The 20,533-nt window shown below is 74.7% G+C and carries 17 protein-coding genes; 6 read left to right on the forward strand and 11 right to left on the reverse strand.

Annotation, left to right across the window (positions count from 1 at the left end; genetic code table 11):
• Nucleotides 1–113: 113 nt before the first annotated feature.
• Entirely contained in the window at nucleotides 114–1,364 is a 1,251-nt protein-coding gene (locus ABZ135_RS07070; protein ID WP_356692633.1) for an aminotransferase class I/II-fold pyridoxal phosphate-dependent enzyme, read from the reverse strand.
• Between the two features lie 144 nt (nucleotides 1,365–1,508).
• Here ABZ135_RS07070 and ABZ135_RS07075 point away from each other — a divergent pair, with 144 nt between their 5' ends.
• Entirely contained in the window at nucleotides 1,509–2,192 is a 684-nt protein-coding gene (locus ABZ135_RS07075) for a GNAT family N-acetyltransferase (RefSeq protein ID WP_356692635.1), read from the forward strand.
• Between the two features lie 44 nt (nucleotides 2,193–2,236).
• Nucleotides 2,237–3,046, forward strand: coding sequence for a methyltransferase domain-containing protein (locus ABZ135_RS07080; protein WP_356692637.1), 810 nt, complete (start codon nucleotides 2,237–2,239; stop codon nucleotides 3,044–3,046).
• 105 nt (nucleotides 3,047–3,151) lie between these two features.
• Here ABZ135_RS07080 and ABZ135_RS07085 read toward each other — a convergent pair whose 3' ends face one another.
• Complete coding sequence (locus ABZ135_RS07085; RefSeq protein ID WP_356692639.1) at nucleotides 3,152–5,158, reverse strand: DUF5107 domain-containing protein; 2,007 nt, start codon at nucleotides 5,156–5,158, stop codon at nucleotides 3,152–3,154.
• Between the two features lie 144 nt (nucleotides 5,159–5,302).
• On the opposite strand from ABZ135_RS07085, the gene ABZ135_RS07090 reads away from it, so the two are divergent.
• The gene (locus tag ABZ135_RS07090; protein WP_356692641.1) at nucleotides 5,303–5,635 is read left to right on the forward strand and encodes a DUF6204 family protein; all 333 of its coding nucleotides are present in this window, start codon (nucleotides 5,303–5,305) and stop codon (nucleotides 5,633–5,635) included.
• Here ABZ135_RS07090 and ABZ135_RS07095 read toward each other — a convergent pair.
• The 3 genes from ABZ135_RS07095 to ABZ135_RS07105 all read right to left on the reverse strand — a co-directional run bounded on the left by ABZ135_RS07095 (nucleotide 5,623) and on the right by ABZ135_RS07105 (nucleotide 7,212).
• Nucleotides 5,623–6,195 (reverse strand): GNAT family protein, encoded by a 573-nt coding sequence (locus ABZ135_RS07095; protein WP_356692643.1) that lies wholly within the window; start codon nucleotides 6,193–6,195, stop codon nucleotides 5,623–5,625. The genes ABZ135_RS07090 and ABZ135_RS07095 overlap by 13 nt on opposite strands.
• A gap of 490 nt (nucleotides 6,196–6,685) precedes the next feature.
• The gene (locus ABZ135_RS07100) at nucleotides 6,686–7,078 is read right to left on the reverse strand and encodes a hypothetical protein (protein WP_356692645.1); all 393 of its coding nucleotides are present in this window, start codon (nucleotides 7,076–7,078) and stop codon (nucleotides 6,686–6,688) included.
• Nucleotides 7,075–7,212 carry a hypothetical protein gene (locus ABZ135_RS07105; protein WP_356692647.1) on the reverse strand — a complete coding sequence of 46 codons (138 nt, stop codon included), beginning with the start codon at nucleotides 7,210–7,212 and terminating at the stop codon, nucleotides 7,075–7,077. Before ABZ135_RS07105 ends, ABZ135_RS07100 begins: the two co-directional genes overlap by 4 nt.
• 195 nt (nucleotides 7,213–7,407) lie before the next feature.
• Here ABZ135_RS07105 and ABZ135_RS07110 point away from each other — a divergent pair, with 195 nt between their 5' ends.
• Nucleotides 7,408–8,157 (forward strand): GntR family transcriptional regulator, encoded by a 750-nt coding sequence (locus ABZ135_RS07110; RefSeq protein WP_356692649.1) that lies wholly within the window; start codon nucleotides 7,408–7,410, stop codon nucleotides 8,155–8,157.
• Between the two features lie 214 nt (nucleotides 8,158–8,371).
• Nucleotides 8,372–9,490, forward strand: a complete 1,119-nt coding sequence (locus tag ABZ135_RS07115; RefSeq protein ID WP_356692651.1) for an adenosine deaminase — start codon at nucleotides 8,372–8,374, stop codon at nucleotides 9,488–9,490.
• A gap of 51 nt (nucleotides 9,491–9,541) precedes the next feature.
• On the opposite strand, the gene ABZ135_RS07120 is transcribed toward ABZ135_RS07115, so the two are convergent.
• From ABZ135_RS07120 to ABZ135_RS07140, 5 genes are all read right to left on the reverse strand, one after another.
• Nucleotides 9,542–11,338, reverse strand: a complete 1,797-nt coding sequence (locus ABZ135_RS07120; RefSeq protein WP_356692653.1) for a CocE/NonD family hydrolase — start codon at nucleotides 11,336–11,338, stop codon at nucleotides 9,542–9,544.
• A 210-nt stretch (nucleotides 11,339–11,548) separates the two neighbouring features.
• A complete protein-coding gene (locus ABZ135_RS07125; protein WP_356692655.1) occupies nucleotides 11,549–12,490 on the reverse strand; it encodes an LD-carboxypeptidase in 942 nt (313 codons plus the stop codon).
• Entirely contained in the window at nucleotides 12,487–14,472 is a 1,986-nt protein-coding gene (locus ABZ135_RS07130) for a prolyl oligopeptidase family serine peptidase (protein ID WP_356692657.1), read from the reverse strand. The genes ABZ135_RS07125 and ABZ135_RS07130 overlap by 4 nt, the downstream gene beginning before the upstream one ends.
• A gap of 45 nt (nucleotides 14,473–14,517) precedes the next feature.
• The gene (locus ABZ135_RS07135; protein ID WP_356692659.1) at nucleotides 14,518–15,852 is read right to left on the reverse strand and encodes a M20/M25/M40 family metallo-hydrolase; all 1,335 of its coding nucleotides are present in this window, start codon (nucleotides 15,850–15,852) and stop codon (nucleotides 14,518–14,520) included.
• A complete protein-coding gene (locus ABZ135_RS07140; protein WP_356692661.1) occupies nucleotides 15,845–16,678 on the reverse strand; it encodes a M55 family metallopeptidase in 834 nt (277 codons plus the stop codon). Before ABZ135_RS07140 ends, ABZ135_RS07135 begins: the two co-directional genes overlap by 8 nt.
• A 221-nt stretch (nucleotides 16,679–16,899) precedes the next feature.
• On the opposite strand from ABZ135_RS07140, the gene ABZ135_RS07145 reads away from it, so the two are divergent.
• The gene (locus ABZ135_RS07145; RefSeq protein ID WP_356692720.1) at nucleotides 16,900–17,925 is read left to right on the forward strand and encodes a hypothetical protein; all 1,026 of its coding nucleotides are present in this window, start codon (nucleotides 16,900–16,902) and stop codon (nucleotides 17,923–17,925) included.
• Nucleotides 17,926–17,995: 70 nt separating this feature from the next.
• Here ABZ135_RS07145 and ABZ135_RS07150 read toward each other — a convergent pair whose 3' ends face one another.
• Entirely contained in the window at nucleotides 17,996–20,338 is a 2,343-nt protein-coding gene (locus tag ABZ135_RS07150) for an MFS transporter (RefSeq protein WP_356692722.1), read from the reverse strand.
• Nucleotides 20,339–20,533 lie beyond the last annotated feature (195 nt).

A 20,533-nucleotide genomic window follows, 5' to 3' on the forward strand; every position in this document is an offset into this window, starting at 1 on the left:
CTTCCGCCTTCCCGCCCGGGCCCTCCGGATCACCTCCTCGCGGCCACCAGATGTCATCCGGTGTCGTCCGATGTCATCGGGTGCCACCCGGCGTCACCCGGCGTCACCCGTCGTCACCCGCTCAGTTCGTCGAGGGCGGCTCCGAAGGACTTCAACGCGTCCGCCACGTGGGGCGATTCCTCGGGCCGCGGCGCGGTGAGGGCCGTGGTCCGCTCCTCCTCCGTGGCCCCCAGGAAGGCCGCCGTGTCGAACCGGACCCGCAGCGCGCCGAGTTCGTCGCCGAAGCGGTGCCCGCCGGGGACGGGGGTGCCGAGCCGCTCGGTGAGGTGGGTCTCCAGTTCCAGCGAGTCGGTCACGCCCCGGGCGGCGAGCCCGGCGCGCAGCGGGCCCAGGTCGGCGTAGAGGTGGCGGCCGGCCTGCGGGGGCCGGGCGAGGGCGCCGACCGCGAGCACCGCGCGGTGGGCGGCGGCGGCCACCCGCCCGTGGAGATGGGCGGTGAGCCGGGCCCGTACGGTGACGTCCTCGGGTTCGTCGAGGGCGTGGGCGGCGGCGGGGGCGAACGGCCCGGGCACGAGGGCGCCGAGCGCGGTGAGGACGTCGAGGGTGCGGGGCCTGCCGCCGCCCTGGCCACCGGCGCGGGCGGCGGCGGCGGCGGGCGGGAAGCGGGCGACGGCGAGGGGCCAGGCGGCGGGGGCGAGGGCGCCGGCCAGGTCAGTGAGGACGGTGACGTCGTCGGGGCACATCTCGGCGGGGCTGACCAGCACCGTCTCCTGGGGGCGGTGCAGGGTGTCGCGCCAGGTCTCGTCGCTGATGATGTGCAGCCCCTCGGCGACGGCGGCCTCGCACGCCTCGCGGACGAGCTCGGGCGGGGCGACGGTGGCGGTGGGGTCGTCGGCGACGGACAGCAGCAGGAGGCGGGGGTCGCCGCCCTCCGCGCGGACCCGGCGGACGGTCTCCAGGAGGGCGAAGGGGTCGGGGACGCCGCCGCACTCGGCGGGCGTGGGCACGAGGTAGGCGGGCCGGCCGAGCAGCCGGGCCTGCGGGCTCCACCAGGCGGGGCACGGGCGGGGCAGCAGGAGGTCGCCGTCGTGGGCGGCGATGAGGGCCAGCAGGAGCGGCGGGGCGCCGGGGGCGGCGACGACGTCCTCGGCGTGGGTACGCAGTCCGCGCCGCCACCAGTAGCCGGCGGCGGCCTCGCGCAGGACGGGCCCGCCGCCGGGTGGCTCCGGGGTGCGCCGGTCGGCCGAGGCGGCCAGGAGGGCGGCCAGTCCGGGCAGCACGGGGAGCCCGGGCTCGGGTGCCGGCGGCCCGTAGCGCACCGGGCCGCGGCCCTCCGGGGCCGTCCGCCGCACGTCCCGCCGCATGTCCCGAACCTCCTCGCGCCCGCGGCCGCTCCTTGTCCGGGGCGTCCGCCATCGACGCCCCTGTGCCCTTTATACGGAGGTTAGGGAGGTTTCGCCGCTTGCGCGGCGAACTCGGGGTACCAGGGGGCTGGGGAGACTGTACGGATGAGAGCACCCGAATCGAACCGGATCACCGCGGTCCCGCTGCGCAGCGTCCGTCTGGACCTGGAGCCGCTGCGGCTCGACGACGCCGCCGAACTGGCCGTGGCGCTCGCCGACCCGGCCCTGCACGCCTTCATCGGCGGGGCCCCGCTCCCGGAGCCCGAGCTCCGCGCCCGCTACGCGCGACTTCTCGCGGGCTCGCCGGATCCGGACGTCTCCTGGTGCAACTGGACGCTGCGGTTGCGCGAGGACGAGGAGCGGACGGGGATGGCGGAGCCGGAGGTGGTGACGGACGCGGTGGCGGTGGCGGACGCGGTGGCGGTGGTGGTGGGCACGGTGCAGGTCACGGTGACGCCCGGCTCGGCCGAGGTGGCGTGGGTGGTCGGCACGCCGTGGCAGGGGCGCGGGCTCGCCCGGGAGGCGGCGGTGGTCCTGACCGGCTGGCTGCGCGAGCGGGGCGTGCCGCGGCTCGTCGCGCATGTGCATCCGGAGCACCATGCCTCGGCAGCGGTGGCCGCGGCGGCGGGGCTGGCGCCGACGGAGGTGTTCCACGACGGCGAGCGGCGCTGGGAGTGGCACCGCCAGGTGCTGGAGCCGTTCACACAGCCCCTTCCAACTCCCGTCCACTGCAGCCGCATTCCTCCCGCCGGTCCACATCATGAGAACGGGGTCTCAGTATGCGAATGAGCGGCGTACGGTGATCGCACCCACTCGTTCAAGGGAGTCAGGTCATGACGCACGAGACCGCCGTCTACACGCACGGCCACCACGAGTCCGTCCTGCGGTCGCATAGCTGGCGCACCGTCGAGAACTCGGCCGCCTATCTGATTCCCGAACTGCGGACGGGACTTGACGTCCTGGACGTGGGCTGCGGGCCCGGCACGATCACCGGTGACCTGGCCGCGCGGGTCGCGCCGGGACGGGTGACCGGGGTGGACGCGGCCGAGGACGTCCTGACGAAGGCCCGGGCGGTGGCCGACGAACGGGGGCTGGACAACGTGGAGTTCGCGGTCGCCGACGTCCACGCGCTGGACTTCCCCGACGACTCCTTCGACATCGTCCACGCCCACCAGGTGCTGCAGCACGTGGGCGACCCGGTGCGGGCGCTGCGGGAGATGCGCCGCGTATGCCGGCCGGGCGGAGTGGTGGCCGCCCGGGACAGCGACTACGGGGCCTTCGTCTGGTTCCCGGAGGCGCCCGCCCTGGACGGCTGGCAGGCCCTGTACCGGCGGGTCGCCCGCGCCAACGGCGGCGAGCCGGACGCGGGCCGCCGCCTGCTGTCCTGGGCCCGCCAGGCCGGCTTCACCGACGTCACCTCCTCGGCGGGCGCCTGGTGCTTCGCCACGCCGGAGGAGCGTGCCTGGTGGAGCGGCCTGTGGGCGGACCGCACCACCGAGTCGGTGTACGCCCGGCTGGCGGTCGAGGGCGGCCACACGAGCCCGGAGGAGCTGGCCGCGATCGCCGACGCCTGGCGCGCCTGGGGGCGGGAGCCCGACGCCTGGTTCATGGTGCCGCACGGCGAGATCCTGTGCCGGGTCTGACGACCGGGACCACCGCCGACCGGCCGCCGCCAGGGGCCGGCACGGTCCGGCCCCGGCTGCCCGGACAGGATGCGGCCGGGCCAGAGGCGGTCCGGACCTGGGTGGTCAGTCGCTGTGCATACGGAACTCGTACAAGTCGGGAAGGGGTTCGTCCGTGAGGCGGGCCCAGAGTGCGCCCAGTTCCTCGGCTCCCTCACGGAGGTCCGCGACCTCGAAGCCCGCGTCGAACACGGCGCGGGCCTCCGCCTTCCTGCCCTCCGCGAGGAGCAGTCTGGCCTCCAGGAAGCGGAAGGCGCCGCGGGCCCGGGCGTCCTGCGGAAGGCGGGCGAGGACGGCGCGGGCACGCTCGGGGTGGCCAGTGTCCAGGAGGGCGGCGACCGTCTCACGCCCGAGGGCGACGGTGACGAGCGGGTCGCCGCCCTCGTGGTCGTCGAACGCCTCCTCGTACCGCTCGGCCGCCCGTTCCGGATGGCCCCCCTCCCGGTCGGCCACGGCCAGGCAGTAGAGCAGCGGCCAGCGCTCGGCCGCGTTCTTGAGGCCGCGCTCCCAGCTCCGTACCGCCTGGGCCAGGTCACCCGCCGCCCACTGGGCGATGCCCAGGTGGTACTCGGTGACCGGGTCGGCCGGGGCGGTCTCCAGCATGTCCCGCCAGGCGCCGGACACCGGGGTCGACCAGCGCGCGCCGCCGCCCCGAGGGGCCGGGTCCCCGTCCGACCGCCGCCCCGGACCCGTCTCCCGGTCCGCGTCCTCGTTCGGGTCCGGGAGGGCGCCCGTGTGCAGCAGGGTGACCCACGGCCGCTGTTCCTCGCCGAGGAGGGACGGAGGGAAGGGGGTGCCCGGCAACGCGTAACCCCCGCGCAGCACTTCGAGCGCTCCCCAGCCGGATCCGGTCGCCAGGAGCGGGCCGGGTGCGGTGTCGGCGGCGGCGCGCCACCGCTCGTACGCCGTGTCGACCTCGGCGCGCGGCACCGCCCGTTCGAGGGCGTCCTCGACGCCCGCGCGGGCCGCCGCCCAGTCGGTGCCGTGCACGGCGGCCTGGTCGGCGGTCAGCGGCGCGTACACCTCCAGCCAGGAGACCTCCTCCCCCGCCTCCAGGGTCGGGTGCTCGAGCTGGGTACGGGCGAGTCCGGCCTGGATCTCGGCGTATCCGGGCGTGCCGGGCTCGGTGAGCCACTCCTGCCAGCGCCGGCCGCCGCGGCCCGTGCCCCACACGAAGAGTTTGCGGCCGAGCAGCCGGTCCGTGGAGGTCTGGACGAGGCCGCCGCCGTCGGTGTCGAGGGCGGCGATCCAGCGCCGCTGCCCGTCCGGCAGCGCGTAGAAGTAGTCGGCCGCGTGGGTGCTCTCGAGGGGGTACGTGCGGTCGACGCCGTCCGCGGTACGGGGCACGGTGACCCGGCGCAGGGCACGGGCGTACCCGAAGTGCCAGGCCGAGTCGGCGGGGGCGAGGATCCGGCGGTCCTCGGGGACGGCGGTGTTGGACCACCAGGAGCAGGGCACGGCCCGCTCGTGCGGGTTGCGGATCCGTACACCGACGCGCAGGTGCTCGGCGCCGTCGGGCAGCCACAGGTCGACCTGGAACGGCAGGTCGCGCAGCCGTTCCCACTCCCACATCCGCAGCATCGGGCCGCCGTCGGGCGCCGGGACGACCGCCGCGTGCAGCGGGGCGCAGGAGAGGGCGCCGTGGCCGCGGGCTCCGATGTTCCATTCGATGCCGCCGGAGAACCAGGCGCCGTTGAGGGCGAAGGCGGCGGGCTGGAACACGGGGTTGGAGTAGAGGAGTTCACGTCCCGTCACCTTGTGGAGCAGGGAGTGGACGCGGCCGCCGAGTCCCGGCAGGACGGTGACGCGCAGCCGGTCGTTCTCGATCACGAGCGCGTCGAACTCGGTGAGGGTGCGCTCGCGCCCGTAGCCGTCGCGCACGCGGGTGGGCAGCAGGGTGCGCAGTGGGGCGTGGCCGAGCTGCCGGGCCATGTCGCGGGGCAGCTCGGCCCGATCGCGCTCGTCGACCGCGGGGGTTCCGGGGCCGCCGAGGAGACGCAGGGCGGGCAGGGGGTTGTCCGGGCCCAACGGCGCCGCGGGCAGGGTGAGTACGGCACGTCGTACGGTCGTCATGCCGACCATGGAACACGGCGGAACCACTGCTGGCCAGGGGGTGGACAACGGGCCTCCGGCCCGCGCTCACCCGGCCGGGAAATTCCGTTGCGGTCTACACCTGCCGCCGTAGGGTGTGTGCCGGCGACGAGAAAGGCGCGGGACATGAGTGAGCGGCACACCTACCGGGTGATCGTCCGGGGGACGTTCGAGGGGCTGTCGGAGGAGAGTCGCGGGCGACTGCTCGCCGAGGTGGACGAACACGGCCTGTTGGCGATGGAGTTCACGGAGCGGGGGTCGCTCGCCTACGACCGGACGCTGAAGCACTTCTCGTACCGCGTGGTGGTCGTCTCCGACGCGGCCGACGGCGAGGAGATGGCCGGGGCGATCGCGGAGGACCGGGTGGAGACGGCGCTGAGGGAGCTGGGCCACGGGTTCGGCGGCCTGAGGTCCACGGTCACCGACATGGACACGATGAAGATCAACTACAAGCGCTGAGCGTCGCGCGCCGGGCCCGGCCACCGTTCGGCGGTGGTGGCCCAGCGCTCGTGGTCGCGCCACGCCCCGTCGATGAACAGCATCGCGGGCGAGAACCCTTCGAGTCGGAAGCCGGCGCGGCGTACGAGCGCGCGGGAAGCGGTGTTGCCGGGCTGGATGTTGGCCTCCAGCCGGTGCAGCCCGAGCGGCCCGAAGGCGTACGTGAGAACGAGCCCGAGGCCCTCCGAGAGCAGCCCGCGCCCGGCGGCGTGCGCGAACGCGCCGTAACCGAGCGCGCCGGAGAGGAAGGCGCCCCGGACGATGTTGTTGATGTTCACGAACCCGGCGATCCCGCCGCCCTCCCGCTCGCACACGAGGAAGCCGGCCCTGGCCGGGTCGTCGATCAGTTGCCGCGCGTAGGCGGCGTACGCCTCGGTCGTCCGCGGCGGAAACAGCCACGGCTCGTGCAGCGCACGGCTCTCCCGGGCGCGCGCGGTGAACTCCTCACCGTCCCCGAGTGTGAACGCCCGCAACCCGACGCGCGGCCCCACGGCAAGATACGAACCAAGATCGTCGGCCATACCCCCAGGCTAGCGGTGCCGATGCCTCCGGCGCCGCGCGGGCGGGCGGGGTGGGGACCGGCGCGGGCCGCCCCGGCGGGGGCGGGCGCAGGTGCGGTGCCGCCGCAGGGCGGGCCGCGGCGTGGGCGCCCGGCGGGGCGGGCGGGCCGTGGCGGCGCCCCGGTGAGGCGGGGGCCGCGGGGGCGGCCGCCGGGTGCCGACGCCCGTGGCCGGGACGGCTACCCGGGGACGGGGCCCGTGGCCGTCCCCGTTAACCGAGGGGCCGGGGCCTGGGGGTGCGGCGCCAAGGCCGGGGCGGCCGGGGCCCAGGCGGCGGCCGGGGCCCAGGCGGCGGCCGGGGGCCGATGCCCGAGGCCAGGGACGGCCCGGCCGGGGAACCGGGGCCGGGGGGACCCGCGCCGAGGCGCCCAGCCCGGGCCGCCGGGCGCCGGGGGGCCGCCCCAACGGCCAGGGTCCCCGTACGGCAGCCCGACGGCAAGGGCGACGTTGCTCAGCGGCGGGACGTGGCGACGCGGGGTGGGCAGGTTTCGCCGTGCTTTGCCACGCCGACCACGACGCGGCCGCGCGGGTCCCGGGCGGTGCCCGGGGGTGGGTGTTGGGTGCAGACGTGCCAGTTCGGGGGCCACAGCACGCGGCGGTCGTCGCCGCCCACGTCGTGGACGTCGAGGCGGGTGCGTGGGGTGAGGGTGGTGAAGACGCGCCACAGGCCGAGGCCGAGGAGGTCGGGCATCGGCGGGTTTCCGCCCGGTGCGGGCGGGTTTCCGCCCGGCGCGGCGGGTTCGCCCGCCCTCGCCCCCGCCCGCGTCCTCGGCTCCGCCGAGCCGACGGCCACGGCCCACAGGGCGAGGACCGCCCCCGCGCCCACGACGGCTGCCCGCCTCACTTGCGCCTCCTGGCCGCCGCGTCATGGCCGCGGACCGTGCCGGCCTCGGGGACCAGCAGCCGGATCCGTACATGGCGGGTGTTCTCGAAGACGAAGATCCCCCCGCCCGTGTTCGTTGGCTCCTTGGGGCTCATGGCCGGGCCCTTCCCTCCGTCGTACGTCCCCCCAGGATGGGCCGATGCCCGCGCTCGGGGGCGGCGGACGGTCCGTACGAGTGACTTGTCAGACAACGCCGGGCCGCTACGGTGGTCCTGTCAGAGGACGCGACAGAGGATGCGGCAGAGGCCCCGGGCAGCGGCACCGCACGGGCACCAGCACGAGGAGGATCCGTGGCAGCCGGCGGACAGCAGCGTCGACCCGTCGTCGCGCTCTACGAACGGATCGCGGACGCCATCCACGACGGCACCTATCCGCCGGGCTCCACCCTGCCGTCCGAGCCGAAGCTCGCCGGCGAACTGGGCGTGAGCCGCCCGGCGCTGCGCGAGGCGCTGCTGCTGCTCCAGGAGGACGGGCTGCTGACGGTACGCCGAGGGGTGGGCCGCACGGTCAACGCGCACCCGCCGCGGCGCGGTTTCGAGCACGTCCAGGCCCTCGAGGAGCTGCTCGGGGCCGGCGTACCGCTGCGGGTGCGCGGGCTGCTCCGGTCCGTCGAGGAGCCCACCGACTTCACCACCCAGCATCTGCTCGCCCCGGCCGGGGCCGAGCTGCGGTTCTGGGAGTCCGTGCTGGCGGGGGAGGCGGGGCCCGCGGCCCTGAGCCACGAGTGGGCCGCCGCCGACGACGTCCTGGACCGGACGCATCCGGCCTTCGCCGAGGCACTGCGCACGGTGCCGGCGCCGGACCGCACGTCCATGCTGGCGGTGCTCGCGGGGGCTTCGCGGGGCGTCCCGCTGGCCGCGCACAGCGCGGTCACGGCGACGCTGCTCGGCCGCCGCAGGGGCGAGCAGCTCGGCCGTTCCGCGGACACGCCGGCGGTGCTTGTCACCCAGGTGGTACGGGTCGACGGGACCCCGGTTCTCGCGGCCAAGCACATGCTGCCGACGGGCGCCCCCGCCCTGCCGGTGCTGCAGACGAACTGACGCCGGCCCCGGCCGGCTCACACGCCCACGCCCACGCCCATGCCCGCGCCCGCCCCCGTATCCGTCTCGGCGTCGGGCCCTGCTCCCAGGGGCCGGTTCGACGCCGCCCGGGCCGCCGCCCGGGCCCGCCGCACGGGCCCCGGCGAGCCCTCCCCCACCCCCTGTCACCACCGTCACACCACCACCGCCCCCACGTGGCGTACACTTCCCCGCCATGCACTTGTCTGACAACCCTGCCGCGTCCGCCGTTCCCGCCTCCTCCCCCGCCGTCGCCGATTGGATCCGGCGGGCCCCCAAGGCCGTCCTGCACGACCACCTCGACGGCGGGCTGCGCCCGGCCACGATCGTGGAGCTGGCGCGGGCCTGCGGGTACACCGGGCTGCCCACCGAGGACCCGGCCGAGCTTGCGGTCTGGTTCCGGGAGGCCGCCGACTCCGGATCGCTGGAGCGGTATCTGGAGACCTTCGCCCACACCTGTGCGGTGATGCAGACCCGCGAGGCGCTGACGCGGATCGCCGCCGAGTGTGCCGAGGACCTGGCCGCCGACGGGGTCGTCTACGCCGAGATCCGCTACGCCCCGGAGCAGCACCTGGAGGGCGGCCTCACCCTCGACGAGGTCGTGGAGGCCGTGAACGAGGGCTTCCGCGAGGGCGAGCGCCGCACCGGCGGCCGGATCACCGTCCGTACGCTGCTCACCGGCATGCGGCACACCGACCGCTCGCTGGAGATCGCGCGGCTGACCGTGGCGCACCGGGACAACGGCGTGGCGGGCTTCGACATCGCCGGCGGCGAGATCGGCAACCCGCCGGCCCGCCATCTGCCCGCCTTCCAGCACCTGAAGCGGGAGAACTGCCACTTCACGATCCACGCGGGTGAGGCGGTCGGCGCCGAGTCGATCCACGAGGCCGTGCAGGTCTGCGGCACCGAGCGGATCGGCCACGGCGTGCGGATCACCGACGACATCGCCGAGGACGGCACGCTGGGCCGGCTGGCCTCGTACGTCCGCGACAACCGCATCGCCCTGGAGGTCTGCCCGACCTCCAACCTGCAGACGGGCGCGGCCAAGGACTACGCCTCGCACCCGATCGACGAGCTGCGCCGCCTGGGCTTCCGGATCACGCTCAACACGGACAACCGGCTGGTCTCCGGCACCACCATGAGCGAGGAGTTCCAGCACATGGTGGACGCGTTCGGCTACGGCCCCGAGGTCTTCGAGGAGTTCACGGTCGCCGCCCTGGAGGCCGCCTTCCTGCCGCTGCCGGAGCGCCGCCGCCTCATCGACGAGCTGGTCCGCCCGGGTTACGCCGCCCTCGCGCCCCTCGTCGCCGGCTAGGAGCGCCCCGGTCGTCGGCTGCACCCGGCTCGCACCGGGTGCGGCCCGTCGCTAGCCGATGTGCCCCTGGACGAGGGGCAGTTCCAGCGTCCCGGTGTCCTCGGGGGCGCTGACGACGGTGACCGGCTTGACGCCCCGGTTGCCGAAGTAGGCGGTGTCGCTGGCCGCGATCACGAACTCCAGGCGGTGGCCCGTCTCGTAGCGGTGGACGATGCCGGGGAGTTCGACGGTGAAGGGGCGGGTGACGTCCGGTACGCGGACGGGGGCGACGAGCCGGTTGACCAGGGTCTTCGTGCCGTCGGGGGCCACGTCGTAGAGCTTGGCGAAGAGGACCAGCTTGTCGGCGGCGTCGCCGGAGCCCTGCACGCGTTCGGTGCGCGGCGAGACGACCTTCAGGGTGGCGCGGGGCGCGCCGACGAGGTCGGCGGGGGCGGTGAGCGGGGCGCTGCTCCAGCCGAGGTAGGTGCCGGCGATGTCGTACGGGGTGGGGTCGGGCAGTCCGATGAGGCCGGCCAGCGAGGACTCGGAGTGGCTGGTCGGTACGAGCCAGTTGGCGTAGGTGCGGGAGCCGCGGGTGACCTCGGCCCGGTTGTCGACGAGTTTGCCGTCGCCGGAGAGGTAGAGCTTGTGGTTGAGCGGGGGCACGGCGGCGGCGGTGCCGTAGCCGCTCTGCCAGGTGCGGTGGTAGGCGAACTCGGCGCCGGTGTCGGTCGTGCGGTCGCCGCGCAGGTGGCGGTCGAACCAGGCGAGGACGCGCCGCCCGACGTAGCTGTTCTCCAGGTCGCCCGAGCCGAGGTCGAGTTCGCCGGGCCGCTGTCCGCCGCTGTGTCCCCAGGACTGCCAGATCATCTTGGTCTCGACGCCCTGGCGCTGGAGCTTCTCGTAGGTGTCCTGGGCCTCGTTGAGGGTGAACAGGCTGTCGGCCTGGCCCTGGACGAGGAGCGTGGGTGCCTTGACCCGGTCGAGGTAGGAGACCGGGGAGACGCTCCGGGCGAAGGCGAGCATCTTGTCCGTCTCGGCCCGCGGGTAGCTGCCGGAGTTGAGCAGGCGGACGGTGTCGCAGGCGTTGCTGACGAAGTGCAGGCAGTCGAGGGAGTTGATCCGGCTGGGGTCGAGGGAGGGCACGAGGAGCGGCTGGCCCTCGCCCATGAGGTAGAAGCCGTTGGCCCACTGCCATTTGAAGACGCCGGGGGTGGCGCGGTCGGCGCTGTTGGGGGCGAGGGAGTGGGCGAGGTCGTTCCAGGTGATGAGGGGGACGAGGGCGTCGAGGCGGGGGTCGGTGGCGGCGGTGGCGAGCTGGATGGCGCCGCCGTAGGAGCCGCCGATCATGCCGATCCGGGGGTCGTTCGCGCCGTCCTTGGTGACGAAGTCGACGCGGGTGCCGTCGTCGGCGGCGCGGCTGCCGGCGAGGAAGTCGACGAGCCGGGCGGCGGCCTGTCCGTCGACGCGCGGGTCGTCGAGGGAGATCAGGCAGCCGCTCTTGCCGAAGCCGAGGCCGGAGTAGACGAGTCCGACGTAGCCGCGTGCGGCGACGGCCTTGCCGATGGCGTCGGTGGAGCCGTCGTTCTTACTGCCGCCGAAGCCGTTGGTGGCGAGGACGGCGGGTGCGGGATGGTCGGCGTCGACGCCGTCGGGGCGGTAGAGGTCGGCGTCGACGGCGCAGGTCCGGCCGCCCGCCTGGACGGTGAAGCGCAGTGGGGTGACGGTGTAGGTGCCGTTGGTCCCGTCCGTGACGGTGTCGGCCGCCCGGGCGGGGGCGGTGACCGCGAGCGGCGCGGCCGTCAGGGCCGCGGCCGCGAGGGCGAGGATCGTGCGGGATCTGGGCAGGACGGGCAGGGCTGGGGACACGGGAACCTCCACACCGAGGACGCGCGATCGACGTACCTACCGGTAGGTACGGGGCCGCGCCCATGGTGTGACACGTGTCAGAGGCCCGTCAACGCGCGGGACGAAGGTTGTTGACGGAGATTCAGTGAAGGGGATCCGGTGGAGGGGCATCCGGTGGAGCGGGCCCGGTGAAGGCGGCGGGCCCGGTGAAGGCGGCGGGCCCGGTGCGCCTCAGCTCAGCGCCGGTACGTCCAGGGTGAGCGTCCCCGCCTCCGCGTCCAGGACGCCCGGGACGCCGAACGGCACGGTCGGCGCGCTCGCGTGGTGCCCGAAGCCCATCTCCTCCACGACCGGGACGCCGAGCCCGCCGAGCCGGTCGGCGAGCACGGCGCGCACCTCCTCGTACGGCCCGCACTCCTCCCAGGAGCCGAGTCCGATCCCGGCGACCCCGTCCAGCCAGCCGGAGCGCAGCAGTTGGGTGAGGATCCGGTCGAGCCGGTACGGCTCCTCCCCCACGTCCTCCAGGAGCAGCAGCCCGCCACGGGCGGAGGGCCGGGCGTGCGGGGTGCCGAGGTCGGCGGCCAGCAGACTGACGCAGCCGCCGAGGGTGAGGCCGTGCGCCCGTCCCGGGACCAGGGCCCGCGCCGTCTCCCGGCCGAGGACGCGCACGGACTCCGGTTCGAACAGGGTGGCGCGCAGGGACTCCTGGGTGCGGGCGTCCTGGAGGAAGGCTCCGGCGGCGATCATCGGGCCGTGCAGGGTGGCGAGCCCGAGGCGGACGGCGAACGCCTCGTGGAGCGCGGTGACGTCGCTGTAGCCGACGAGCACCTTGGGGGCGGCGGCCCGTATCGCGGTCCAGTCGAGCAGGTCCACCATGCGCTGGGCGCCGTAGCCGCCGCGGGCGCAGAACACGGCGGTGACGTCCGGGGCGCACCATGCCTCGGTGAGGTCGCGGGCCCGGTCCTCGTCCGTCCCGGCGAGGTGGCCGAGGGCGGGGTGGGTGGCGAGGACGTGCGGGGCCACGACCGGGTCGAGGTCCCAGCCGCGCAGGATGTCGAGTCCGGCCCGCAGGCGGTCCTCGGGGACGGGGCCGCTGGGCGCGACGACGGCCACCCGGTCGCCGGGGCGGAGCCTCGGGGGCCGTACCGGCCGGCCGGCCGGTACGGTCGTCATGTCCTCAGCTCCAGGACGGGGACGTCGAACCGGTCGAGTCCGAAGATTTGGGCGTACAGGGACAGTTCGGCCTCCAGGGCGCGGGTCATGGTCTCGGCCCTGCGGAAGCCGTGCCCCTCCCCCTCGAAGGCGAGGTAGGCGTGCGGGATGCCCCGGCCGGCGACCTTGGCGAGGAACCTCTCGGCCTGGGCGGGCGGGCAGATCACGTCGTCGAGGCCCTGGAGCAGCAGGAAGGGGACGGAGACCCGGTCGACGTGCTCCAGCGGGGAGCGTTCGTGGTAGCGGGCGGGCACCTCGTCGATCGGGCCGATCAGCGACCGCAGGTACTGCGCCTCGAAGTCGTGGGTCTCGCCGTCGGCCCAGGCCGCCGGGTCGAGGACGGGGTAGATGATCGTGCCGCAGGCGTAGAGGTCGCTGTGGACGAGGGAGGCGGCCGCGGTCCAGCCGCCGGCGCTGCCGCCGCGGACGGCGAGGCGGGCCGGGTCGGCCGTGCCCTCGTCGGCGAGGGCGCGGGCCACGGCGGCGCAGTCCTCCACGTCGACGACGCCCCATTGCTCGCGGAGCCGCTCGCGGTACTCCCGGCCGTAACCGGTGGAGCCGCCGTAGTTGACCTCGGCGACGCCGATGCCCCGGGAGGTGAAGTAGGCGATCTCCAGGTCGAGCACGAGCGGCGCGTTCCCGGTGGGGCCGCCGTGCGCCCGGATGACATAGGGCGGGAGCTGTCCGCCGGGGCCGGCGCGGTCGGGGTTGTGCGGCGGGTGGACGTAAGCGTGGATCTCCCGGCCGTCGGGGCCGGTGAAGGTACGGATTTGGGGCTCGGGATAGTAGGCGGGGTCGACCGGGTCGTGGTGCGGGGAGCCGATGACGCGGGTGCGGCCGGTGCGGGTGTCCAGCTCCACGACCTCGTAGGCGCTGCGGGGGCCCGCGGCGACGCCGACGACCCGGGTGCCGTGGACGGCGAGGGTGGCGGCCCACGCGGTCCAGGGGCCGGCGGCGTCGACCAGTTCGCCGGTCTCGGGGTCGAGTATGCCGAGGGCGGTGGTGCCCTTGCCGTGGACGACGGCGATCAGTCCGTTGTCCAGCGGCCGGAACCAGCTCAGTCCGATCTGCCAGAGCGGTCCGCCGAACTCCTCGGCGCGCGGGCAGAGGGCGACCGGTTCGCCGTCCTCGGCGCCGCGGTAGAGGTTCCACCAGCCGGTGCGGTCGCTGAGGTGCAGGAGGCGGCCGTCGGGGGTCCAGCCGATCTGGGGCACCGATTCCTCGGGGCCGCCGGCGACCGTGCGGGGGGTGCCCAGGCGGCCGTCCTCGGTGATGTCGGCGAGCAGGGCCTCGGTGCCGTCCCAGGGCATGCGCGGGTGGTCCCAGGCGATCCAGGCGGCCTGCCGGCCGTCGGGCGAGAGCCGGGGGCCGGTGACGAAGCGGTGGCGGCCGTCGGAGAGTTCCCGCACCCGCGAGCGGTCCTCGGCGGCGGAGCCGTCCAGGGGCACGGCGGCGATCACCCGGCGTACGTCGGTGGGCGCGGGTCCGGTGAACTCCTCCAGGACGCACCAGACCTCGCCGCGCTCGGGGCGGAGCACGGGGTCGGCCCAGCGCAGCCCGTCGCCGACGGTGGAGACGGGGGTGAGCGGCCGGGGCCCCGCGCCGTCGGCGGCGTCCGGCTCGTAGACGTAGAGGCGCTGGTCGGGGTGGTGGCAGAAGACGACGAGCGCCGAGCCGTCCGCCCGCACCGTGCCGGCCCAGGGCTGTCCGCCGTACTCGATGACGCGGCTGCGCACGTTCCACGGGGCGGGCAGCACCGGCTCCTCGGTGCCGTCCGGGCGGCGGCGCATCAGGGCGCGCCGGCCGCCCTCGGCGGGCCGCGGGGCGGTCCACCACACCTCGTCGCCGACGACGCCGAGGAACTCGGGCCGTCCGTCGTGTGCGGCGGCGAGCGCCGCGTCGATGGGTGACGGCCAACTGCCGTAGGCGGCCGTGGGTGCCATCGGGATTCCCCCCTTGAGCGGTTCGTGCGGTGGTCGGGGTGCGGGTCAGGCGGAGCGCAGGTAGTGGTCGAGGACGCGGACGCCGAAGTGGAGGGCGTCGACGGGGACGCGTTCGTCGACGCCGTGGAACAGCGCCCCGTAGTCGAGCTCGGGCGGCAGTTTCAGCGGCGAGAAGCCGTAGCCGGTGATGCCGAGGCGGGAGAACTGCTTGGCGTCGGTGCCGCCGGACATGGAGAAGGGGATGACGTGCCCGTCGGGGTCGAAGCGCTCGACCGCGGCGCGGAGCTTGGCGAAGGTCGGCGAGTCGACCGGCGCCTCCAGGGCGACCTCCCGGTGGTGGAACTCCCACTCCACGTCGGGACCGGTGAGCCGGTCCATCGTCTCGGCGAACTCCTCCTCGCCGCCGGGCAGCATTCGCCCGTCGACGTAGGCGACGGCATGGCCCGGGATGACGTTCACCTTGTAACCGGCGTCCAGCATCGTCGGGTTGGCGCTGTTGCGGACGGTGGGCTGGACCAGGGCGGCGGCCGGTCCCAGCTTCTCCAGGAGGACGTCGGTGTCGAAGTCGGCGGCGTCGACGTCGGCCTCGATCCCGTACAGCGCGGCCAGCTCCCTGAGCGCGGCCCGCACCGTCGCCGTGAGCCGGACCGGCCACTGGTGGGCGCCGATGCGGGCGACGGCGGCGGCGAGGCGGGTGACGGCGTTGGCCGTGTTGACCTTGGAGCCGTGGCCGGCCCTGCCGTGCGCGGTGAGCTTGAGCCAGGCGGTGCCGCGCTCGCCGGCCGCGATCGGGTAGATCGTGGTGCCGGGATCGGGATGGAAGCTGAACGCGCCGGACTCGCTGATGCCCTCCGTGCAGCCCTCGAAGAGGCCGGGGTGCCGGTCGGCGAGGAAGCCGGAGCCGTCCTCGGCGCTCGCCTCCTCGTCGGCGGTGTAGGCGAGGACGATGTCCCGGCGGGGCCGGACGCCCTGGCGGGCCCAGGACCGGACGACGGCGAGCACCATCGCGTCCATGTTCTTCATGTCGACGGCGCCCCGCCCCCACACGACGCCGTCGCGGACCTCGCCGGAGAAGGGGTGCACGGTCCAGTCGGCGGCCTCCGCCGGGACGACGTCGAGGTGGCCGTGGACCAGCAGCGCGTCGGCCGTGGGGTCGGTGCCGGGGATCCGGGCGACGACGTTGGTGCGGCCCGGGGTGCGCTCCAGGAGGGTGGGCTCCAGGCCCGTGTCGGCGAGCCGCTCGGCCACGTACTCGGCGGCGGGCCGCTCGCGGCAGTCGCCGCCGCCCCGGTTGGTGGTGTCGATCCTGATCAGCTCGGAGGTGAAGGTGACGACCTCGTCGAGCGCCGCACCGTCGGGACCTCGGTCCTCGTCAGCCATACTGCTCCTCCACGGCGGCGGACACGATCGTGGTGACCGCCTTGAACGTGCGAATTGCCTCGTACATCGTCTCGCTGGTGTAGGCGACCCGTCTCTCGCCACTCCGTCCGGTGCCCGGGACCACCGTCGCGGCGGCGGCCAGATGCTCCGCGTCGAACTCCAGCTCCACGGTGAACGGCCCGCCGGCGACCGGCTCGTGGCGCACGGCGAGCGAGGCGGCGTCCTTGGCCGCCGCGCGGATGGCGGCGGCCGTGCGGGTGGGTGTGCGGCACACCGCCGCATAGCGGGAGACATGGTCCTTCACGGCGACCTTGCGCGCCTCCGGCGCGTACCCGAGAGCGTCCTCGCAGGTCAGGTCGTCACCGGTGACGAGGATGACGGGGACTCCGAACTCGGCGACCACATGGGCGTTGAGCAGTCCCTCGCTCGCGCGCACCCCGTTGAGCCAGACGCCGGTGATGGAGTTGGCGAGATAGGTGTGGGCGAGGACGCCCTCGGCGCCCGCTCCCGTGTGATAGCCGACGAAGGCGATGCCGTCGACGTCGCCGTGCTGGACGCCCTCGACCATGGACAGCGCCTTGTGGCGTCCGGTGATCATCTCGGCCCGCTCGTCGAGCCGCTCCAGGAGGAGATTGCGCATGGTCCAGTGCGCCTCGTTGATCAGCACCTCGTCGGCGCCGCCGTCGAAGAAGCCGAGCACCGCCGCGTTCACGTCCGAGGTGAACATGGACCGGCACCGCTCCCACTGCGGGGTGCCGGGCAGCACGTCGGCGGGCCAGGTCACACCGGTGGCGCCTTCCATGTCGGCGCTGATCAGGATCTTCATGTCTGGCACCGTACGCGCCGACCCGCGACCCCGACCACCCCTGTGGAAAAGTGTCGAAGGGCTGGACCGGTGGCGGTGGTTCGGCCGCGTACCGCGACCGGGGATTCGGGCGAATCCTTTCATCACACGCGTATAGGCTTACCCGCGCACTTTCCCGCCCTGCTCACCCCTTGAGGAGACTCTCGGTGACCACCTCGCCCGCTCCGATCGAGCTCGCCCCGATCGAGACCGACACCTGGGTCGAACCCGCCGCCGAGGCGGTCGCGGAGGCCGTGGTCCGCGACGCCCGTGACTTCGGGGTGTACGCCCGGACGGGCGGCTGGGCGTTCGCGCTGAAGGTGGCGCGGAGCGTGCGGCCGGGCGGTCAGGCCGCGGAGGGCTCGGAGAAGGTGTCGGCGAAGGTCTTCGCGGAGCTCGCCGGCTGCTCGCCCGAGCGGGTCATGCGCTACTACAAGGCATGGGACATGGCCGCGGACGACGGCCTGGTGCCGCAGTTCGAGGCCCTGGTCCCCGGCGAGGAGGTCGAGCTTCCCGAGGCCGACGTGTGGCTCTCGTACTACTCCTCCCGCTCCAGCGCCACGTCCGTGCGCGGCCACGCCATCACCGCGGCGGCCGAGGCGGAGGGCATCAAGCCGACCAAGGCCCTGGAGGTCGCCGAGAACCCGACCGCGCTGCGCGCCGCGATCCTCGCCGACCCCGGCACCGCCGAGGCGGCGCGGGGCGCCCTCCTCGACCGGATGAAGGAGGATCCGGCGCTGCAGACGGAGATGGCGCGGGCCATCGCCCGCACCGGCGACCTGAAGAAGGCCGTGGCGCAGGAGGCGAAGGCCGCCGACCGGATCGACTACGTGCGGCAGATCGCCGAGGGCGGCCGGATCCGGACGCCCGCCGGCCAGAGCGTCGAGGCGCCGCCGGAGCTGCGCGCGGAGGCGGAGCGCCACCTGTCGCTCATCGACGAGCTCGACGACTCCGAGGAGGCCGGCGAGTGGGCCGGCGAGGCATACGACACGGTGCGGTCGATGGTGGCCCGGGCGGTCGAGTCGGACCCGGCGCTGCGGGTCCAGGAGCGCCGCACGAAGTTCTACAACAGCCTGCAGAAGGCGACGAAGGTCTTCGAGGAGCTCACCCTCGACGAGGTCCTGGAGGAGGACGTCGTCGAGGAGGACATGCTCCAGCGCCTGGAGGCCCTCCAGCAGGCGATCGGCGCCTGCATCGACGCGCTGCGCAAGGCGACCACCGCGTCCTGAGCCGACGCCGGTCGGCGGTGGGCGGGCCTCCGGCGCCGCCCGCCGACCCACCACCCGCGCCGCCGGCGTCTCAGTCCTCGTGGCCCAGTTGCAGGTCGCGTTCGGTGCGGCCGCCGCCCGCGAGCTGGAGGACCGTGGCGACCGGCGGGTAGCCGGCGGCGATGACCGTGTACTCGCCGGAGGAGAGGTCCACGAAGCGGAAGGTGCCGTCGGGGCCGGTGGTGAGGGTGTCGACGACGTTGCCCGCCGCGTCGAGGAGGGTGACCCGGGCGTCCTCGACGGCTCGCCCGCCGCCCGCCCGTACGGTGCCGCGGAGCACCGCGCCGCCGGCGAGTTCGATGTCCTGCCGGGTCTCGCGGGACGCCTGCACGCTGACCGGGAGCGCGGCCGGGCGGAAGGCGGGGGCGCTGGCCGCCAGGGTGTACTCGCCGGCGACCAGGTCGCCGATCACGTAACCGCCCTCGCGTCCGCTGCGGGTGGAGGCGACGACCTCGCCGCGGACGTCGGTGAGGGTGACGGCCGCGTCCCGGACGGGGGCGCCGTCGGCGGTGACGACCGTGCCGGCGAGCCGGCCGGCGCCGCCGAGGACGACGTCCAGCTCGACCGGGCGCTCGCCGACGGTGACGGAGACGGCCTGCGGCTGGTGTCCGCCGGCGGCCGCGATCAGTACGTACGCGCCGGAGCCCGGCACGCTGAGCGCGTACCGCCCGTCGTCGCCGCTCGCGCCGCGCCCGATCTGGCGCCCTTGGACGTCGATGAGGGTGAGCGCGGCCCGGGGCACGCAACTGCCGTCGTGGTGCTGGACGGTGCCGCAGACGGGCACGCCGGCGAGCGGAGGAGCGGCGGGGGCCGGGGCGGCGGCCCGGGCGTGCGGCACGGCGGTGGTGGGGGCCTCGGTGGCGGGGGTGTGGTGGGACACCAGCGGTTTCTCCTTGAGCAGGAAGGCGAGGACGAGGCCGAGTGCGAGGACCGGCACGAGGTAGAGGAAGATCCGGGGCATGGCGTCGGCGTACGCCTGGACGAACGCCTCGCGCAGGGCCGGCGGCAGCGCGTGGACGGCCTGCGGGGTGATCGCGTCGGCCGGCGGGAGCGCGGCGGTCCCGTCCCGGGGCAGTCGCTCGGCGAGGGCGTCGTCGAGGCGGGCGGCGAAGAGGGTGCCGAAAACGGCGGCGCCGACGCTGCCGCCGATCTGCCGGAAGTAGTTGTGGGCGCTGGTGGCGGTGCCGAGGTCGCTGGGGCGTACGGAGTTCTGCACGGCGAGGACGAGGACCGGCATGACGAGGCCGATGCCGACGCCGAGGACGGCCTGCCAGAGGCTGTGCGTCAGGCGGGGGGTGTCGGCGTCCATGTGGGAGAGCAGCCACATGCCGAGCGTGGAGACGGCGCCGCCGACGACCGGGTAGACCTTGTAGCGGCCGGTGCGGGTGATGAGCCGGCCGGAGACGATCGACGCGATGACGATGCCGCCCATGAGCGGCAGCATCAGGAGGCCGGATTCGGTGGCGGTGGCGCCCTCGACCATCTGCAGGAAGGTGGGCAGGTAGCTGGCGGCGCCGAAGAGGGCGATGCCGACGACCGCGCCGACGAGGCTGGTGACGGTGAAGACGGAGTCGCGGAAGAGCCGCAGCGGGATGAGGGGTTCGGGCGCGAAGCGCTCGACGACGAGGAAGAGCAGGGTCGCGGCGGCGGCGCCGCAGCCGAGGCCGACGATGACCCGGGAGTCCCAGGCGTGCTCGGTGCCGCCCCAACTGGTGAGGAGCACCAGGCAGGTGGAGGCGGCGGCGAGCAGGAGGGCGCCGAGCGTGTCGAAGCGGCCGCGGGTGGCGGGCTTGGGGAGCTTGAGGACGGTGGCGACGACGGCGAGGGTGACGAGGCCAAAGGGGACGTTGAAGTAGAAGCACCAGCGCCAGGAGACGTGGTCGGTGAAGAAGCCGCCGAGCAGGGGGCCCGCGACGGAGGCGAGGCCGAAGGCGGCGCCGATGAGTCCCATGTAGCGGCCGCGTTCCCGGGAGGGCACGATGTCGGCGATGATCGCCTGGACGCCGATCATCAGTCCGCCGGCGCCGGCGCCCTGGAGGGCGCGGAAGGCGATGAGCTCGTCCATGGTGCGTGACCAGCCGGCCAGGCCGGAGCCGATGACGAAGACGACGATGGCGAAGAGGAAGACGCCCTTGCGTCCGAGGAGGTCGCCGAGCTTTCCGTAGATCGGCAGGCCGATGGTCGCGGTCAGCAGGTAGGCGGTGATCGCCCAGGACATGCGGTCCAGGCCCTGGAGTTCGCCGACGATCTTCGGCAGGGCGGTGGCGACGATCATCTGCTCGAGCGCGGCGAGGAGCAGCGCGAGCATGAGTCCGCAGAAGACGAGCCGGACGCGGCGCGGGTCGAGGGCCGGTTCCGGTTCGGCCGGTGGCACGTGGCCGCCGGGCGGGTCCGCGGTGAGGAGCACCGCCCGGCCTTCGCCGTCGTCGGCGGCGGCCTCGCCGCCCCGCACGGCCTCGGCGGCCTTCGCGGCCGTGATCGCACCCACGTGCTGCTCCCCTCGTTCCCGGCGTCTGCGCGCGCCATTGTTCGCATCGGGCGCGAAGTGGGAGCAAGTCGGGCGGTACAG

This window comes from Streptomyces sp. NPDC006339 (genome assembly GCF_040612775.1).
Lineage (GTDB): Bacteria > Actinomycetota > Actinomycetes > Streptomycetales > Streptomycetaceae > Streptomyces.

Excerpts from the sequence above, each read along its gene's own strand:
- ABZ135_RS07070 (WP_356692633.1), bottom strand. The coding sequence starts at position 1,364 with ATGCGGCGGGACGTGCGGCGGACGGCCCCGGAGGGCCGCGGCCCGGTG.
- ABZ135_RS07075 (WP_356692635.1), top strand. The coding sequence starts at position 1,509 with ATGAGAGCACCCGAATCGAACCGGATCACCGCGGTCCCGCTGCGCAGC.
- ABZ135_RS07080 (WP_356692637.1), top strand. The coding sequence starts at position 2,237 with ATGACGCACGAGACCGCCGTCTACACGCACGGCCACCACGAGTCCGTC.
- ABZ135_RS07085 (WP_356692639.1), bottom strand. The coding sequence starts at position 5,158 with ATGACGACCGTACGACGTGCCGTACTCACCCTGCCCGCGGCGCCGTTG.
- ABZ135_RS07090 (WP_356692641.1), top strand. The coding sequence starts at position 5,303 with ATGAGTGAGCGGCACACCTACCGGGTGATCGTCCGGGGGACGTTCGAG.
- ABZ135_RS07095 (WP_356692643.1), bottom strand. The coding sequence starts at position 6,195 with ATGGCCGACGATCTTGGTTCGTATCTTGCCGTGGGGCCGCGCGTCGGG.
- ABZ135_RS07105 (WP_356692647.1), bottom strand. The coding sequence starts at position 7,212 with ATGAGCCCCAAGGAGCCAACGAACACGGGCGGGGGGATCTTCGTCTTC.
- ABZ135_RS07115 (WP_356692651.1), top strand. The coding sequence starts at position 8,372 with ATGCACTTGTCTGACAACCCTGCCGCGTCCGCCGTTCCCGCCTCCTCC.
- ABZ135_RS07125 (WP_356692655.1), bottom strand. The coding sequence starts at position 12,490 with ATGACGACCGTACCGGCCGGCCGGCCGGTACGGCCCCCGAGGCTCCGC.
- ABZ135_RS07130 (WP_356692657.1), bottom strand. The coding sequence starts at position 14,472 with ATGGCACCCACGGCCGCCTACGGCAGTTGGCCGTCACCCATCGACGCG.
- ABZ135_RS07135 (WP_356692659.1), bottom strand. The coding sequence starts at position 15,852 with ATGGCTGACGAGGACCGAGGTCCCGACGGTGCGGCGCTCGACGAGGTC.
- ABZ135_RS07140 (WP_356692661.1), bottom strand. The coding sequence starts at position 16,678 with ATGAAGATCCTGATCAGCGCCGACATGGAAGGCGCCACCGGTGTGACC.